The sequence below is a fragment of the Puerhibacterium sp. TATVAM-FAB25 genome (assembly GCF_046535855.1).
Classification (GTDB): Bacteria; Actinomycetota; Actinomycetes; order Actinomycetales; family Cellulomonadaceae; genus Puerhibacterium; species Puerhibacterium variabilis_A.
This window is the reverse complement of record NZ_JAXUAK010000005.1, coordinates 180,721-195,872: the sequence shown is the minus strand read 5'-3', so window position 1 is coordinate 195,872 and position 15,152 is coordinate 180,721. Positions and strand designations below refer to the sequence as shown.

15 protein-coding genes are annotated in these 15,152 nt (G+C 74.9%); 9 read left to right on the top strand and 6 right to left on the bottom strand.

The genetic code is table 11. The annotated features are described in order from the left end of the window. On the top strand, window positions 1-1,822 hold a 1,822-nt coding region (locus U5M74_RS07550), incomplete at its 5' end, for a glycosyltransferase family 2 protein (protein ID WP_410907677.1). Between the two features lie 6 nt (window positions 1,823-1,828). On the opposite strand, the gene U5M74_RS07545 is transcribed toward U5M74_RS07550, so the two are convergent. Next, window positions 1,829-3,175 carry an MATE family efflux transporter gene (locus U5M74_RS07545; protein WP_410907675.1) on the bottom strand — a complete coding sequence of 449 codons (1,347 nt, stop codon included), beginning with the start codon at window positions 3,173-3,175 and terminating at the stop codon, window positions 1,829-1,831. 298 nt (window positions 3,176-3,473) lie between these two features. On the opposite strand from U5M74_RS07545, the gene dnaB reads away from it, so the two are divergent. Both dnaB and U5M74_RS07535 read left to right on the top strand, forming a co-directional pair. Further along, window positions 3,474-4,838 (top strand): replicative DNA helicase, encoded by a 1,365-nt coding sequence (gene dnaB, locus U5M74_RS07540; RefSeq protein WP_069983050.1) that lies wholly within the window; start codon window positions 3,474-3,476, stop codon window positions 4,836-4,838. Window positions 4,839-4,948: 110 nt separating this feature from the next. Next, a complete protein-coding gene (locus U5M74_RS07535) occupies window positions 4,949-5,110 on the top strand; it encodes a hypothetical protein (RefSeq protein WP_410907673.1) in 162 nt (53 codons plus the stop codon). Between the two features lie 41 nt (window positions 5,111-5,151). Here U5M74_RS07535 and U5M74_RS07530 read toward each other — a convergent pair whose 3' ends face one another. The 3 genes from U5M74_RS07530 to U5M74_RS07520 all read right to left on the bottom strand — a co-directional run bounded on the left by U5M74_RS07530 (window position 5,152) and on the right by U5M74_RS07520 (window position 7,550). Then, window positions 5,152-5,952: a type II CAAX prenyl endopeptidase Rce1 family protein gene (locus U5M74_RS07530; protein WP_410907671.1), complete on the bottom strand. Its 801-nt coding sequence runs from the start codon at window positions 5,950-5,952 to the stop codon at window positions 5,152-5,154. Between the two features lie 96 nt (window positions 5,953-6,048). Next, a complete protein-coding gene (locus U5M74_RS07525; protein ID WP_410907669.1) occupies window positions 6,049-6,480 on the bottom strand; it encodes an MFS transporter in 432 nt (143 codons plus the stop codon). Between the two features lie 80 nt (window positions 6,481-6,560). Beyond that, a complete protein-coding gene (locus tag U5M74_RS07520) occupies window positions 6,561-7,550 on the bottom strand; it encodes a glycoside hydrolase family 26 protein (protein ID WP_410907667.1) in 990 nt (329 codons plus the stop codon). A gap of 101 nt (window positions 7,551-7,651) precedes the next feature. On the opposite strand from U5M74_RS07520, the gene U5M74_RS07515 reads away from it, so the two are divergent. The 4 genes from U5M74_RS07515 (at window position 7,652) to U5M74_RS07500 (ending at window position 10,131) form a co-directional block, all read left to right on the top strand. Further along, window positions 7,652-7,855: a KTSC domain-containing protein gene (locus tag U5M74_RS07515; RefSeq protein ID WP_069983053.1), complete on the top strand. Its 204-nt coding sequence runs from the start codon at window positions 7,652-7,654 to the stop codon at window positions 7,853-7,855. Window positions 7,856-7,999: 144 nt separating this feature from the next. Beyond that, window positions 8,000-8,701 carry a glycerophosphodiester phosphodiesterase gene (locus U5M74_RS07510; RefSeq protein WP_410907665.1) on the top strand — a complete coding sequence of 234 codons (702 nt, stop codon included), beginning with the start codon at window positions 8,000-8,002 and terminating at the stop codon, window positions 8,699-8,701. 9 nt (window positions 8,702-8,710) lie between these two features. Continuing rightward, window positions 8,711-9,112 (top strand): pyridoxamine 5'-phosphate oxidase family protein, encoded by a 402-nt coding sequence (locus U5M74_RS07505; protein WP_410907663.1) that lies wholly within the window; start codon window positions 8,711-8,713, stop codon window positions 9,110-9,112. A gap of 125 nt (window positions 9,113-9,237) precedes the next feature. After that, a complete protein-coding gene (locus U5M74_RS07500) occupies window positions 9,238-10,131 on the top strand; it encodes a VOC family protein (protein ID WP_410907661.1) in 894 nt (297 codons plus the stop codon). A gap of 145 nt (window positions 10,132-10,276) precedes the next feature. On the opposite strand, the gene U5M74_RS07495 is transcribed toward U5M74_RS07500, so the two are convergent. Continuing rightward, window positions 10,277-11,542, bottom strand: a complete 1,266-nt coding sequence (locus U5M74_RS07495; RefSeq protein ID WP_410907659.1) for an MFS transporter — start codon at window positions 11,540-11,542, stop codon at window positions 10,277-10,279. 113 nt (window positions 11,543-11,655) lie between these two features. Between U5M74_RS07495 and U5M74_RS07490 the strand changes: the two genes are divergently transcribed. Further along, window positions 11,656-12,861, top strand: coding sequence for an MFS transporter (locus U5M74_RS07490; RefSeq protein ID WP_410907657.1), 1,206 nt, complete (start codon window positions 11,656-11,658; stop codon window positions 12,859-12,861). A gap of 46 nt (window positions 12,862-12,907) precedes the next feature. Here U5M74_RS07490 and U5M74_RS07485 read toward each other — a convergent pair whose 3' ends face one another. After that, window positions 12,908-13,579, bottom strand: a complete 672-nt coding sequence (locus U5M74_RS07485) for a hypothetical protein (RefSeq protein WP_410907655.1) — start codon at window positions 13,577-13,579, stop codon at window positions 12,908-12,910. Between the two features lie 171 nt (window positions 13,580-13,750). Between U5M74_RS07485 and gdhA the strand changes: the two genes are divergently transcribed. Next, entirely contained in the window at window positions 13,751-15,100 is a 1,350-nt protein-coding gene (gdhA, locus tag U5M74_RS07480; protein ID WP_410907653.1) for an NADP-specific glutamate dehydrogenase, read from the top strand. Window positions 15,101-15,152: the final 52 nt, after the last annotated feature.

Genomic DNA, 15,152 nt, shown 5'->3' with positions numbered 1-15,152 from the left:
CGTGCTGCTCGTCGACGACCCGCCGCACCCCACCGACCCCGACCGCGTGGCGTCGCTGGCGGCGAGCCGCGCGCTCCCGGGGGAGATCGAGGCGGCGCTGCGCGAGCCGCGCGCACGCTTCGTCGCGGCCGCCGACGCCTTCGCCGAGCGCCCCCACGGCGCGCTCGGCGGGGAGGAGCTGGCCGCCCTCGCCGACCACTACCTGTGGGCCGCCGAGTGGCTCGACGCGATGGCCGCGGCGGAGCGGGTGGTCGACCACACCGATGAGTTCTTCGTGGAGCGCGTGCTCGGTGGGCTCGCGAGCGACCTGCGCCTCACCGAGCTCGCCCTGCGTGCGGCCGTCGAGCAGGGCGGCGAGCTGGAGCCGGACCGGGCGCGCCAGCTCCACCACCGTCTCGTCTGGATCTTCTCGGCCGAGCTGTCGTCGTTCGAGCGCAAGGCCTACCGGTCGCTCTCGCACGAGGCGAACAAGGCGATGAACATCAACGCCTACGTCTCGCTGATCGGCAAGGACTGGGCGGCCGAGGAGACGGCGGACGGCGTGGTGCTGCGCGAGGCGGGGCCGGGCGACGAGGTGCACCTCTCGGTGCCCGAGAGCGAGTACCTGCTCACCCTCGACGCCGACTCGATGCTGCTGCGCGACTACTGCGTGCGGCTCGTGGAGTACCTCGAGCAGCCGGGCCACGAGCGCGTGGCGGTGACCCAGACCCCGTACGCGTCGTTCCGCGGCGCCCCCACCCGCATCGAGCGCATCGCCGGCGCGACGACGGACATCCAGCACATCCAGCACCAGGGGCTCAGCTACTACGGGGCGACCTTCTGGGTCGGCGCCAACGCCGTCATCCGCACCCGCGCGCTGCAGGACATCGCCACCACCGAGGAGGTGGGCGGGTTCCCGATCACCACCTACATCCAGGACCGCACGGTGGTCGAGGACACGGAGTCCTCGATCCAGATCGGCTCGCACGACTGGACGCTGCAGAACTACCCCGAGCGGCTCAGCTACTCCGCGACGCCGCCCGACTTCGGGTCGCTCATCGTGCAGCGCCGCCGCTGGGCCAACGGCGGGCTGCTCATCCTCCCCAGCCTGCTGCGCCAGCTGCACGAGCGGCGACGGCTGCGCGAGCGCGTCCTGGTCCGCGAGGTGCTGCTGCGCACCAACTACCTCGCGTCGATCGCGTGGGCCAGCGTCGGCCTGCTGTTCCTGCTCGCCTACCCGTACGACTCCCGCCTGCTGAGCGTGTGGGTGTTCCTCGCCGCCGTGCCGTACTTCTGGTGCATGGGCGCCGACCTGCGCGCCTCCGGTCACCGGTTCTCCGACATCTTCCGGATCTACGGCTTCAACCTCGTGCTGCTCGCGGTGAACCTCGCCGGCGTGCTGAAGTCGCTGCAGCAGGCGGTGACCGGCGAGAAGATCCCGTTCGCGCGCACCCCGAAGGTGGCGGACCGGACCGCGGCGCCGGCCCTGTACGTGCTCGCCCCGTGGGCGATCGTCGCCTTCTCGGCGGTGACGTTCTGGCGCGACGTCCACGCGGAGAACTGGGGCAACGCGGCGTTCGCCCTCTTCAACGCGCTGCTGTGCCTGTGGGCGGTGATCGCCTACATCGGCGTGTGGAACTCGGTCGTGGACGTCGTCCTCGGCGTCGTCGGGTGGCTGTACGTCGCCCCGCGACAGCCCCGCACGCGCCGACGCCCGACGGGCCGCACGCCGGCGACGCCGGCCACCACCAACTGGCAGTCGATCCTGTACCACGGCGACCGCCGCCTGGGCCCCAGCCAGCCCTCCGCGAACCTGGAACGACGACGCCGCGTGGGCGGGTGACCGCCGTCAGGCGCCGGTGACCATCCACCGGTCGCCGCGGGCGCGCAGCCCGGTGGTCAGCGCGCGCGCCAGCATGAACACGCCCGCGAACGCCGCCCACAGCCACGCCAGGCCGGCGGGGCCGTCGGGCGCCCACGCCCGCACGGCCAGCGCGAACGGCGCGTAGACGACGACGGTGACCACGCCGGCCCAGGCGAGGTAGCGGCCGTCGCCCGCGCCGATGAGCACGCCGTCGAGCACGAACACGTACCCGGCCATCGGCATGAGCAGCCCCGTGACCACCAGGCCCACGGCCACGGCGACGCGCACGTCGGCGTCGGGCGTGAACAGCGGCGCGATCCACCAGCCGGCCGCGGCGAGGACGACGCCGACGAGCGCGCCGGCGCCGACGCCCCACTGCAGCGAGCGGCGCAGCAGGGCGCGCACGCGCGCGGTGTCGGCGGCGCCGAGCGCGTGCCCGACGAGCGCCTGCCCGGCGATCGCGAGGGCGTCGAGGGCGAACGCCGCCAGGCCCCACAGGCTGTTGACCACCTGGTGGCCGGCCAGCGTGACCGCCCCCAGCGACGTCGCCACGTAGACGGTGAGCAGGATCGCCGCGCGCAGCGTGGCGGTGCGGACGAACAACGGGGCGCCGGCCCGGGCGTTGGCCCAGATGCCGCCCGCCGCCGGGCGCAGCGAGGTGCCGTGCCGGCGCGCGCCGCGCACCACGACCACGGCCAGCCACACCGCCATGCCGACCTGGGCGATCGCGGTGCCCAGGCCCGAGCCCGCGATGCCCATGCCGGCGCCGTAGACGAGGGCGACGCTGAGGACGGCGTTGGCGACCGCGCCGGTGGAGGCGACGACCAGCGGGGTGCGGGTGTCGCGCAGGCCGCGCAGCACACCGGTGGTGGCGAGCACCAGGAGCATGCCCGGCAGGCCCGGCAGCGACCAGCGCAGGTAGGTCACGGCGTGCGCGGCGACCGCGCCGTCGCCGCCCATGGCGCCCACCGCCCAGGGCGCGACGGCGAACAGGACGGCGGCGAGCACGACGCCGAGGCCGAGCGCGAGCCACATGCCGTCGACGCCGGACTGCAGCGCCTCGCGCGTGCGGCCGGCGCCGGTGAGCCGCGCGACCGACGCCGTGGTGGCGTACGCGAGGAAGATGCACAGGCCGACGAGCGTCACGAGCAGGGTGGACGCGAGGGACAGGCCAGCGAGCTGGGCGGTGCCGAGGTGGCCGACGACGGCGGAGTCGACCAGCACGAACAGCGGCTCGGCCACGAGGGCGCCGAGGGCCGGGAGCGCGAGCGCGAGGATCTCCCGGTCGATGGACCGGGTCCCGCCCCGGTCGGTGCGGCGCAACTCACCCAACTCCTTTTCCTCCACAGGCTGAGGGCAACGTCGTCGCAGGTCAGAGACGACTTACACGGCTGTACACAGGGGATTTCCCCAGTTGTGCACAGCCTTGTCCACGGCGTGTGCACAACCACGACCCACCCTTCCACAGGCGCGTCCACACCTGTGTCCACAGGGCTCCTTGCCCGAGGCGGGGCGGCGCGCCTAGCGTCGGCGCGGGTGTCGGTGGCCCACGGTAGAACGAAGGCCGGAGAACCGACGACGGCGGCGCGACGCACGCGCCGTCCAGGGGGAGCGGGGAACGAGGAGCAGCATGTCGATCGAGGAGCTCGAGTCTTCCTACCGGGGGAGCTCGACCGCGTTCGACCGCACCCCGCCGCAGGACATCAACGCGGAGATGAGCGTGCTCGGCGGCATGCTGCTGAGCAAGGACGCCATCGCCGACGTCGTCGAGCAGATCCGCGGCACCGACTTCTACAAGCCGGCCCACGAGCAGATCTACGACGCGGTCCTGGACCTGTACGGCCGGGGCGAGCCCGCCGACGCCATCACCGTGGCCGCCGAGCTGCAGAAGCGCGGCGAGCTGGGGCGCGTCGGCGGTGCGCCGTACCTGCACGACCTCATGGCGGGCGTGCCGACGGCCGCGAACGCCGGCTACTACGCGCGCATCGTGCGCGAGCGGGCGGTGCTGCGCCGCCTCGTGGAGGCCGGCACGCGCATCGTGCAGCTCGGCTACGCCTCCGAGGGCGGCGAGGTCGAGGACATCGTCAACAACGCCCAGGCCGAGATCTACGCCGTGACCGAGCGGCGTACCAGCGAGGACTACCTGCCGCTGTCCGAGATCATCGGCGGCACGATGGACGAGATCGAGGCGGCGGGGAACCGCGGCGAGGGCATGACCGGCGTGCCCACCGGGTTCTCCGACCTCGACCGGCTGACCAACGGCCTGCACCCGGGCCAGATGATCGTCATCGCCGCCCGCCCGGCCATCGGCAAGTCGACCCTAGCCATCGACATGGCCCGGTCGGCGTCGATCAAGCACGGGATGACCTCGGTCGTCTTCTCGCTCGAGATGAGCCGCAACGAGATCACCATGCGTCTGCTGTCGGCCGAGGCGCGCGTGCACCTGCAGAAGCTGCGCAACGGCAACATGGGCGAGGACGACTGGCAGAAGCTCGCCAAGGTGATGGGCAAGGTGTCCGAGGCGCCGCTGTTCGTCGACGACTCGCCCAACATGTCGCTCACCGAGATCCGGGCCAAGGCCCGTCGGCTCAAGCAGCGCCACGACCTCAAGCTCGTGGTCATCGACTACCTGCAGCTCATGAGCTCGGGCAAGCGCGTCGAGTCCCGCCAGCAGGAGGTCTCCGAGTTCTCCCGCGCCCTCAAGCTGCTGGCCAAGGAGCTCGAGGTGCCGGTCATCGCGCTGTCGCAGCTGAACCGTGGCCCGGAGCAGCGCGGCGACAAGAAGCCGCAGATGTCCGACCTGCGCGAGTCCGGCTCGATCGAGCAGGACGCCGACATGGTGATCCTGCTGCACCGCGAGGACGCCTACGAGAAGGAGTCGCCGCGCGCCGGCGAGGCCGACCTCATCGTGGCCAAGCACCGCAACGGCCCCACCGACACCATCACGGTGGCGTTCCAGGGCCACTACTCGCGGTTCGTCGACATGCAGGCCTGACGACTCGTCCGCCGGTGTCGCACGAGGTCTGCCGTGCGTCGTCGACGGGGAGTAGCGTCGACGTCACGGCAAGGTGGCCGCATGCGCCGACGAGGTCGCAGGGAGGCGTCGTGAGCGATCGTCAGGTGGCCGTCCACCTCGGCCGGCACGTCGGCTGGTGGGTCGAGGGCCGGTCCGCCCGCGGGCGTCTGTTCATGAAGACCTGGTGGCCGACGGAGGCCATGGCACGCGCGGTCGCCCGGCTGGTGGGTGGCACGGCCCCGACCGCCTGACGCCGGCCGACGCCGGCCGACCCTCGCCGCGCGGTGGCGCGTCAGGTGGCCGGCTGGGCGCCGTACGCCGCCCGGGGCGGCTCGTCCTCCAGCGGCGGGGAGGGCGCGGTCCAGAACCGCCGGTCGACCACGATCAGGGCGACGGCGACCAGGCACCACACCAGCCCGTAGGCCAGCGCCATCCGCGCCGTGTCGGCGGGCGCCTCCCACAGCGTGCTCGTCTCGACGGCGCCCTCGGTGGCGTGCGCGATCAGGGTGAGCAGGGCGCTGCCGGACGCGTGGTTGAACAGCCACGCGTACCAGAACGTGACGCCGACGGTGGCGAGGGCCTCGACCGGGCTGGAGCCGAACTCGGGCATGACGAACAGCGGGGCGTGCCAGACGGTGACGCCGACAGCCATGAGCGAGGTCGCGGCGAGCGGTGTGCGACCACGCTGCAGGGCGACCTGCGCCCAGCCGCGAAAGCTCGGCTCCTCGGCGAGGGGCGCCTGCAGCGGGTTGACGACGGCGAGGCCGATGGCCATCGGGAGGGCGTACCAGACCTCGAGCTCGTCGACGTCCGGCGCCGGGGCGCCGAGCCCTCTGGTGATCCCCGTCGCGGCGAGCTGGACGCCCAGGGGGACGGCGAGAGCGAGGACGTACCAGACCCAGCGCACGCGCCACCGGATCAGCCGCGACCCCATGGCGCGCAGGCCGGCGACACCCTCCGTCAGCGCCACCACGATCACGGCCGCGATCAGCACCCCCGGCGCGAAGAAGCTCCGCCACGGGACGGCGCCCCAGGTCAGGACGTAGGCGAGCAGGAAGAAGGCGAGCACGCGATGGCGCCGGATGATCGCCATGACGGCCCCTCCCGGCCGGCGGCAGCTCCTGTCCCACGTCACCGCACCCGTTCCGGGCGGTCCTCGCCCGGATCAGGTGAACTTCCGGTGGCCCCGTCAGCCGACGTGCAGGACGGGCGCGTGCTCGCCGGCTGCCGCGTCCTTCATGGCGTCCTTGCCGACCAGCGCGGCGGCGACCACCGCGGCGACGCCCTGGGCGCCGCGGGCGACGAGCAGCTCGGCGCCGGTCTGCGCGATGCCGCCCAACGTCGACCCGGCGCCGAACAGCGCGAGGCCCAGCACGAACGTCCGGCGGCGGCCCCAGAAGTCCGCGACGCGGCCGCCGAGCAGGAGGAACGCGCCGAAGGCGAGGGCGTAGGCGGTGACGACCCACTGCCGCGCGGTGTCCGACAGCCCGAGGTGGGCCTGGGCGCTCGGCAGCGCGACGTTCACGATGGTGCCGTCGAGGACGACGAGCAGCTGGGTCAGGGAGACGGTGGCGAGGATCCACCAGCGGCGCGCGGGCGCGGCGCAGGCAGGCGAGGTCACGGAGATGTCCTTCGACGACGGGGGCGTCCGCGGAAGCGCCGGCGGCCGTGATCGCCGTCACCGCGCTGGACGCCGCGGCCTCAGCCGAAGGTGGGCAGGCCCGCCCGGAACGCCGCCTGCGCGGACGGCGAGGAGGTGATCCGCCAGTCGGTCTCCTTGTTCTCGTCGAACCAGGTGAACCCGCGGATCTCGGGGTGCGCGGCGAGCGTGGCGAACATGTCGTCGATCCAGGCGGCCTTGTCGCCGCCGACCTCGGTGGAGCCGACCTCCGCGACGTAGATCGGCCGGGTGCTGATGGCCCGGAGCTCCCGGACGCCGGGGCCGAAGACGTCCCAGAACGACTGCCACGTCGTCCACGACCGGCTCGTGCCCCAGTTGTAGCCGTCCAGGGCGACCGTGTCGACGGCGTCGTCACCGGGGTACAGCGAGCGCAGGGGCGTCGAGCCGGGGTACGGCGTGTTCGGCGACCAGACCCAGGTGACGTTGCCGACCCCGGCCCTGGCGAAGACCTCGCGCACGTGCCGCCACGCGGCCACGTAGTCGGCGGCGCCGTTGCCGTTGACGCCGGCCGACCACGGGTACCAGCTCCCGTTCATCTCGTGCGCGAACCGCAGCTGGACCGGCTTGCCGTAGGCCTTGACCTGACGGGCCCAGGTGGTGACGTAGCCGTCGAACGCACCGGCGGCGATGCGGGACAGGGCGTAGGCCGGCTGGTCGACGCCCGCCCCGGCGACCCACGGCTCCCAGGTGATCTGCGGGACCGCGCCCCGCTCGGCCACCGCGCCGGCGGCCGCGGCCGGGAAGCCGCCGCCCGTGCCCCAGGACTCGTACCACATGACCACGTCCGGGGCGCCGCCGGCCTCGGCGGTGACGGCGGCGTACGCGGCCGGGTCCCCGGGGGTGCCGGGGGTGAAGATGCCGAAGGTGCGCACGGACGCGCTGGGCACGACATGCGGCGGGCTCACCTTCCGCGCCGCCTCGGCCGGGGCGACGGCGCCGAGGAGCATCGTGCCGACCAGCAGGACGGCGAGGCCGAGGCTTGCCCGGGGCGCTGCGGCGGCGACGTTCATCGAAGTCCCCCTGGCTCCCGACCGGTTCCTCGGACGGACAGATCGTAGGCCGGCGTGCTCGGCGGGCGCCGGGGGACGGGGGCACGATCGAGGGAATGAGGATGACGCGCATCGTCTCGGACGCCGTCCGCGCCGTCGGCTACGACGCGGCCGCCCGGGTGCTGCGCGTGCAGTTCCGCAGCGGCGACAGCTACGACTACTACGACGTCGACCCCGACCTCTACGCCCGGATGCTCCAGCCGCACCCCTGGCGGGAGGTCGGCCAGCAGGTGCTGCACCACCGCTTCCGGCAGCACTACGACTGACGCCGCGGCCCCCCGGCGTCGCCCCTTGACGCGACCCACCGACGTCGCCCCCCGACGTCACCCGCCGTCCACCGCCCGGTCACCGGCGCCCGGTAGGCATGCGTCGACCGCGGGCCGCGCGGTCCACGAGGCGAGGGGTGAGGGATGGGCTTCCTGATCGCGGGCCACCGCGGGGCGATGGCGCACGCGCCGGAGAACACCATGCGGTCGTTCCGCCTGGCGGCGGAGGTCGGCGCCGACGAGATCGAGCTCGACGTGCACCTGTCGCGCGACGGCGAGCTCGTCGTCATCCACGACGAGACGCTCGACCGCACCACCGACGGCAGCGGCCGCGTCGCCGACCACGACTGGGCCGACCTCGCCGTCCTCGACGCGGGGCACGGGGAGCGGGTCCCGCGCCTGGCCGAGGTGCTCGATGCGTTCCCCGCGACGGGCTTCCAGGTGGAGGTGAAGGCGCCCGCCGCCACCGCGGGCGTGCTTGCGGCGCTCGCCGAGCGGCGCGACCGGCCCGGCGCCGTCGTGGTGACCAGCTTCCGCGCGGACGCGCTCACGCCGGCGCTGCTGCCCGGGCGGTGGTGGCACGTCGGCCTGATCTGCGCGCGTGGCGACGCCGGCGCCGTCGCGACGGCGTCGCGCCTCGGCGTCGACCGGCTCTACCTCCCGTGGGACCTGGCGGGGACGCCCGCCGTGGAGGCCTTCGCCGCCGGGGGCGGCCTGGCGTTCGTCGGGCCGTGCGACGACGTCGACGCCGTGCGCCGCGCGATCGCCGGCGGGTTCCGCGGCACGACGGCGGACGACCCGGCGGCGGTGCTCGCGCTCCGCGACGCCGTGCTCGCCGGGACATAGGGTCGGGCGGTGATCCGCCTCAGCGACGCCCAGCTCGGGTTCGTCACCGAGAAGCACCTCGCGACCCTCACCACGACGCGCCCGGACGGCAGGTCGCACGTGGTGCCGGTGGCCTTCACCTGGGACCCGGAGGCCGGGGTCGTGCGGATCACCACCCGGCGCAGGACCACCAAGGTCGCCAACGCGCGACGCCGCGAGGGCGCCCCGCCGCCGCGCGCGGCGATCTGCCAGGTCGACGGTCGCCGCTGGCTCACGCTCGAGGGGGCGATCGAGGTCAGCGAGGACCCCGCCGAGGTCGCCGAGGCCGTCCGGCGCTACGCGGTGCGCTACCGCCCGAGGGACCACGACCCGGAGCGTGTCGTGCTCCGCCTCCGCCCCGAGGAGGTCATGAGCTCGCGCCAGCTCCGATAGCGCGGTGGCTCCGGTGGCTCCGATAGCACGGCAGCGGACCGCTCGTTGTCCCGGGCGCCGCCCCCTGCTACGGTGACGGTTGTACCTACAAGTAACCGTCCCGTCGTTACCGCTCAGGAGCACCCATGGCCACCCCGTCCCTCGACCGTCTCGCCGCCGACACGGCGATGGGCGCCGTCACCCTGCGGGTCGCCGACCTCGACCGGATGACCGCCTACTACCGCGACGCGGTGACCCTCACCGTGCTGGCCGCGGACGGCTCGCGTGCGGTGCTGGGGCGGGGCGGCACGCCGGTCGTGGTGCTCGAGCACGCGCCGGAGCTGCGACACGCGAGCCCCCGCGACGCCGGGCTCTTCCACACGGCGATCCTCTTCGACACGCAGGCCGACCTGGCCGCGGCCGTGCACTCCGTCGCCCGGCGCCACCCGCAGTCGTTCACCGGCAGCGCCGACCACCTGGTGTCCCAGGCGTTCTACTTCGACGACCCGGAGGGCAACGGCGTCGAGCTGTACTGGGACCGCGACCGCAGCACGTGGAGCTGGGTGCACGGTCAGGTCGAGATGGACTCCCTCATGCTCGACCCGAGCGCGTTCCTGCGCGAGCACCTCACCGAGGAGGCCGCCGCCGCGGCGCCCACCCGGCCCGGGCGTGTCGGGCACGTGCACCTGAGCGTCGGCGACGTCGCCACGGCGCGGGAGTTCTACGTGGACCGGCTCGGCTTCGAGACCACGGCGACGTTCGGCCCGCAGGCGCTGTTCGTCAGCGCCGGCGGCTACCACCACCACATGGCGATGAACACGTGGCGCAGCCGCGGCGCCGGGCGCCGGCAGATGACCCTCGGGCTCGGCCAGGTGCGCATCCTGCTGCCCGGCGACGACGACCTGGGCGCCCTCGACGAGCGCCTGCGCCACCACGGGATCGCGACGGAGCACGACGGGCGCACGCTCGGCTTCGCCGACCCGTGGGGCAACGCCATCGAGGTCGCCACGCCCGCCACGCCCGCCGCGGCCGCGCGGTAGCGCGGGCCGGCAGCGCGGCCGGCCGGTGGCGCGCGCCGCGGTGCCGGCGGCTCGACGACGCCGAGCTCGCCGCGGCGGACGCGTACGAGGTGGCCGACTACGCCCGCGCCCTGCGGCCGCTGGCCTCGGGCGCGCAGGCGTGGGTCTACCTCGCGGCCGCAGAGGTGCCGGCCGGGCCCGCCTGACGGTCGACGCCCGGCACCCGCTCCCGCAGCGCCACCCCCGTGACCAGCAGCAGCACGGCGGCGGTGACCGGCACGGCGAAGGCGCTCGCCGTGCCGGTGCCCTCGGCCAGGCGGCCGGCGGCCGACGCGCCCAGGGCCACGCCGAGCACGTTGGCGCTGGCCAGCATCGTCATCGCGGCCGACGCCCGGGACCCGGGCGCCCGCTCGCCGCCGACGGTGAACACCGTGACCATGACCGGCCCCACGAACAGGCCCGTCAGGGCCACCGCGGCGACCAGCAGGGGCACCGACCCGGCGGACGCGGCGCCGAGCACCAGCGCCGCGCCGGTGGTGAGGCCGGCCGCGAAGGTGACCCACCGGCCCCGCTGGCTCCAGGCGCCCGGCAGGGCGGCGACGGACAGGGCGGTGACGGCCGAGCCCGCGCCCATCACGGCGTAGACGAGGCCCGCCGAGCCCTCGTGGCCGGCGTCGCCCATGAACGCCGTGATCGCGGCCTGCGTGCCGCCGAAGAGCAGGCCCATGGCGACCATGCCGGCGGCGGGCAGGGCGACGCTGCGCACCAGGGCGGTCAGCGGCGCGTGGTCGCGGTGGTCGACGGCGGCGCGCAGCGCGGCGGTGGGGTGCAGCGCGACGGCGGTGCCGAGCACCAGGCAGCAGCCGGCCGCGACCAGCAGGGTCGTGGCGGGGGAGCCGGCGGTGGCCAGGACGCCGACGAGCGCCGGGCCGAGCACGAAGCTCACCTCGTCGGCGGTGCTCTCGTAGCTCATGGCCGCGCGCAGCGTGCGCGGGTCGCCGGCGGTGAGCGCCAGCCACCGCACGCGGATCAGCGGCCCGACCTGCGGGGCGGCGAGCCCGACGAGCGCCGCGGCGGCCAGCACGGCCGGGGCCGGGGCGCCCGACGTGGCGAGGTGGACGAGCGCGAGCAGCGCCGCCGTCTCCAGCAGCGTGGCCACCAGGAGCACGGGCCGCTGGCCGGTGCGGTCGGCGAGCACGCCCTGGGTGGGGCCGCCGACGGCGGTGCCGATCGCGACCGCGGCGGAGGCCAGCCCGCCCTGGGCGACGGAGCCGGACGTGGCGGTGACCAGCAACAGCGCGCCGATGGTCACCATGGAGAAGGGGAGCCGGGCGCCGAAGGCGATCGGCAGGAACCACGCGCCGGCCCGGCGGGGCAGCTCGGCGTAGGCGGCGCGGGCGGTGGTGGGTTCGGTGGTCGGCAGGGCGGTCAAGAGGACCTCTCGAGGATGCACGAGGCCGCGCGCCGACCCACCCGTACTCCGGCGCGCAGGAATTCCCTGAGTCACCCCAGCCTAGCGGCCCGCCGGTGTGTACGCTCGTACGCATGACCGACGTGCGGACCCCCACGGCCGAGGACCGCCGCGCCCGCGCCGCCGTGGCCGCGCTGTTCCTCACCAACGGCGCGCTCTTCGCCAACCTGCTGCCCCGCTACCCGGAGATCAAGGCCGACCTGGGCATGACCAACGCCGCCTACGGGCTGGCGGTCGCCGCGTTCCCCACCGGGGCGATCGTCTCCGGCCTGGGCGCCGCGGTGCTCATCCGCCGGTTCGGCTCGGGGCGGGTCGCGACGGCCGGCACCGTGCTGGTCGGCCTCGGCACGCTGGTGGCCGGCGTGGCGCCGTCCGTCCCGGTGCTCGCCGTCACGCTGTTCCTCGCCGGCGCCTGCGACGCGGTCACCGACGTCGCGCAGAACGCCCACGGCCTGCGGGTGCAGCGCCGCTACGGGCGCTCGATCATCAACTCCTTCCACGCCCTGTGGTCGATCGGGGCCGTGCTGGGCGGGTCGATGGCCGCTGGGGCGATCGCGCTGGGGCTCTCGCGCGGGGTGCACCTGACGATCTCCACGCTGGTCTTCGCCGCCGTCGCGCTCACCGCGCTGCGGTCCTGCCTGCCCGGGCGCGACGACGAGGGGGCCGGCGCCGAGGCCGCCGACGCCGGCGCGGCGACCGTGGGCCGGGCGCGGGTCAGCCCGCGCACCGCGCTGGCGCTGGGCGCCCTGGTGATGATCGCCCTCGGCGGCGCGCTCGTGGAGGACGCCGGCAACTCGTGGGCCACCCTCTACCTGGCCGACTCCCTCGGCGCCCCGGCGGCACTCGCGGCCACGGGCTTCGTCGCCCTGATGGGCGCCCAGACCGTCGGCCGGCTGCTCGGCGACCGCCTGGTCGACCGGTTCGGCCAGCGCGCCGTCGCCCGGGCCGGCGGCGTGATCATCGCGGCGGGGATGGGCCTGGCGCTGGCCGTGCCCACGGTGCCCGGCACGATCGCCGGGTTCGCGGCCGCCGGGCTCGGCGTCGCGACGCTCATCCCCGCCGCCATGCACGAGGCCGACGAGCTGCCCGGGCTCCGGCACGGCACCGGGCTGACGGTCGTCTCCTGGCTCCTGCGCCTGGGATTCCTGCTGTCGCCGCCGGTGGTGGGCCTGGTGGCCGACGCGGCGTCGCTGCGCTGGGGGCTGCTGGTGGCACCGGTGTCCGGGCTGCTCGTGGTGCTGTTCGCCGGGGTGCTGCCCGGCCGGCGCCGCGTGGCCTGAGCGCCTCCCGGCGGCGTCAGCGCAGCGTCGCCCGGACGGCGCGCCGTCAGCGCTCCGGCGCCTCCGCGGCGGCGCCCGCGCGGCCGGCGCCGAGGTCGTCGGGCAGGAGCGCGACGGCGGCGGCGAGCGCGCCGTAGAGCACCGCGGGCCCCGAGTGCGGCCACCGCTTGCCGGCCGCGGCGCGCGCCTCGCCCTTGCGGTAGACCCACCGCTCCAGGGCGACGGTCAGCGCGGCGCTGCCGAGCACGACGCCGGCGCCGAGGCCGGCGAGCGCAGCCTTCGCGCGCCCCGGCAGCTCGTCGGCCTGCTCGGCCATCCGCTCGAGCACGTCCTCGGCCGTGGGCGCGAGCGTGTTGTCGGGGACGTCCTCGAGCCCTGCGTCGGCCCTGTCGGCCGCGTCGGCCGCACCAGCCCCGTCGGTCACCTCGTCCGTGCCGTCCTCGAGGCCGTCCTCGAGGGCGTCCTCGGTGGCCCACGCGGCAGCGCGGGCCTCGGCCTCCGCCCGAGCGGCCGCACGGGCGGCGAGGAAGTCGGGCACCGACGACGCGAGGATCACCGCCGACAGGCCCGCCTTCGTCCAGCCGCGCGCCGTGCGGCTGGCGATGAAGTCGGGCGTCGCGTAGTAGGCCGTGGTGGCCACGCCGGCGACGGTGGCCGAGAGCGCCCGGGTGAGCGCGCGGCGCGGTGCTGCGGGGGCGGGGGTCGACGGGAGGGGCATCGGGCTCCTCGGCTCGTGGGGTCCGGTCATGGTGGTCCAACGGACGGCGACCGGCGTCGGTTCCGGATCGCGCGGCCTGGCGGCGGCTTCGTGACCAGGGCCGGAGCGGCGGCGTGGTCACCTGCCGGACGGTCCGTCGGCGGAGGCCTGCGGCGTGGCTAGGGTCGGAGCATGCCTGAGCTTCACGACCTTCTCACGCCCGTCTTCGACGACGTCGTCGCGCGCAACCCCGGCGAGCGCGAGTTCCACCAGGCGGTGCACGAGGTGCTCGAGAGCCTCGGGCCGGTGGTGGCGAAGCACCGCGAGTACGTGGACGCCGCGGTGATCCAGCGGCTCTGCGAGCCGGAGCGGCAGATCATCTTCCGGGTGCCGTGGCTCGACGACCACGGCCGCACCCAGGTCAACCGCGGCTTCCGGGTGGAGTTCAACTCGGCGCTCGGCCCGTACAAGGGCGGCCTGCGGTTCCACCCGTCCGTCTACCTGGGCATCGTGAAGTTCCTCGGCTTCGAGCAGATCTTCAAGAACGCGCTGACGGGCCTGCCCATCGGCGGCGGCAAGGGCGGGTCCGACTTCGACCCCAAGGGGCGGTCGGAGGCCGAGGTCATGCGCTTCTGCCAGTCGTTCATGACGGAGCTGTACCGCCACCTGGGCGAGCACACCGACGTGCCGGCGGGGGACATCGGCGTCGGCGGCCGGGAGATCGGTTACCTGTTCGGCCAGTACAAGCGGATCACCAACCGCTACGAGTCCGGGGTGCTCACCGGCAAGGGCCTGTCCTGGGGCGGCTCGCAGGTGCGCACGGAGGCCACCGGCTACGGCACCGTCTTCTTCGTCGAGCGGATGCTCGCGGCGCACGGCGACTCCCTCGACGGCAAGCGCGTCGTCGTGTCCGGCTCGGGCAACGTGGCCATCTACGCCATCGAGAAGGTGCACCAGCTCGGCGGCCGCGTCGTCGCCTGCTCCGACTCCAGCGGCTACGTCGTCGACGAGGCCGGGATCGACCTAGAGCTGCTCAAGGTCGTCAAGAACGAGCGGCGCGGGCGGATCGCCGACTACGTGGAGGCGCGCGGCGGATCGGCCGCGCTCGGCACGGGGTCCTCGGTGTGGGACGTCGCGTGCGACGTCGCGCTCCCGTGCGCCACGCAGAACGAGCTCGACGAGTCGGCGGCGAAGGGCCTCGTGTCGGGCGGCGTCCGGGTGGTCGCGGAGGGCGCGAACATGCCGACCACCCCCGGGGCGGTGCGGCTCCTGACCGAGGCCGGCGTGCTGTTCGCGCCGGGCAAGGCGGCCAACGCCGGCGGCGTGGCGACGAGCGCCCTGGAGATGCAGCAGAACGCCTCGCGCGACTCGTGGAGCTTCGAGTACACCGAGGAGCGGCTCGCCGGGATCATGGCGTCCATCCACGACCGGTGCCTGGCCACGGCGGACGAGTACGGCCAGCCGGGCAGCTACGTGGCCGGCGCGAACATCGCCGGGTTCACCCAGGTGGCCGACGCGATGATGGCCCTCGGCGTCGTCTAGGGCACCGGAGCAGGCGGGCACCCGGCACCCTGGCGCCCGTGCGGGCGGCGTG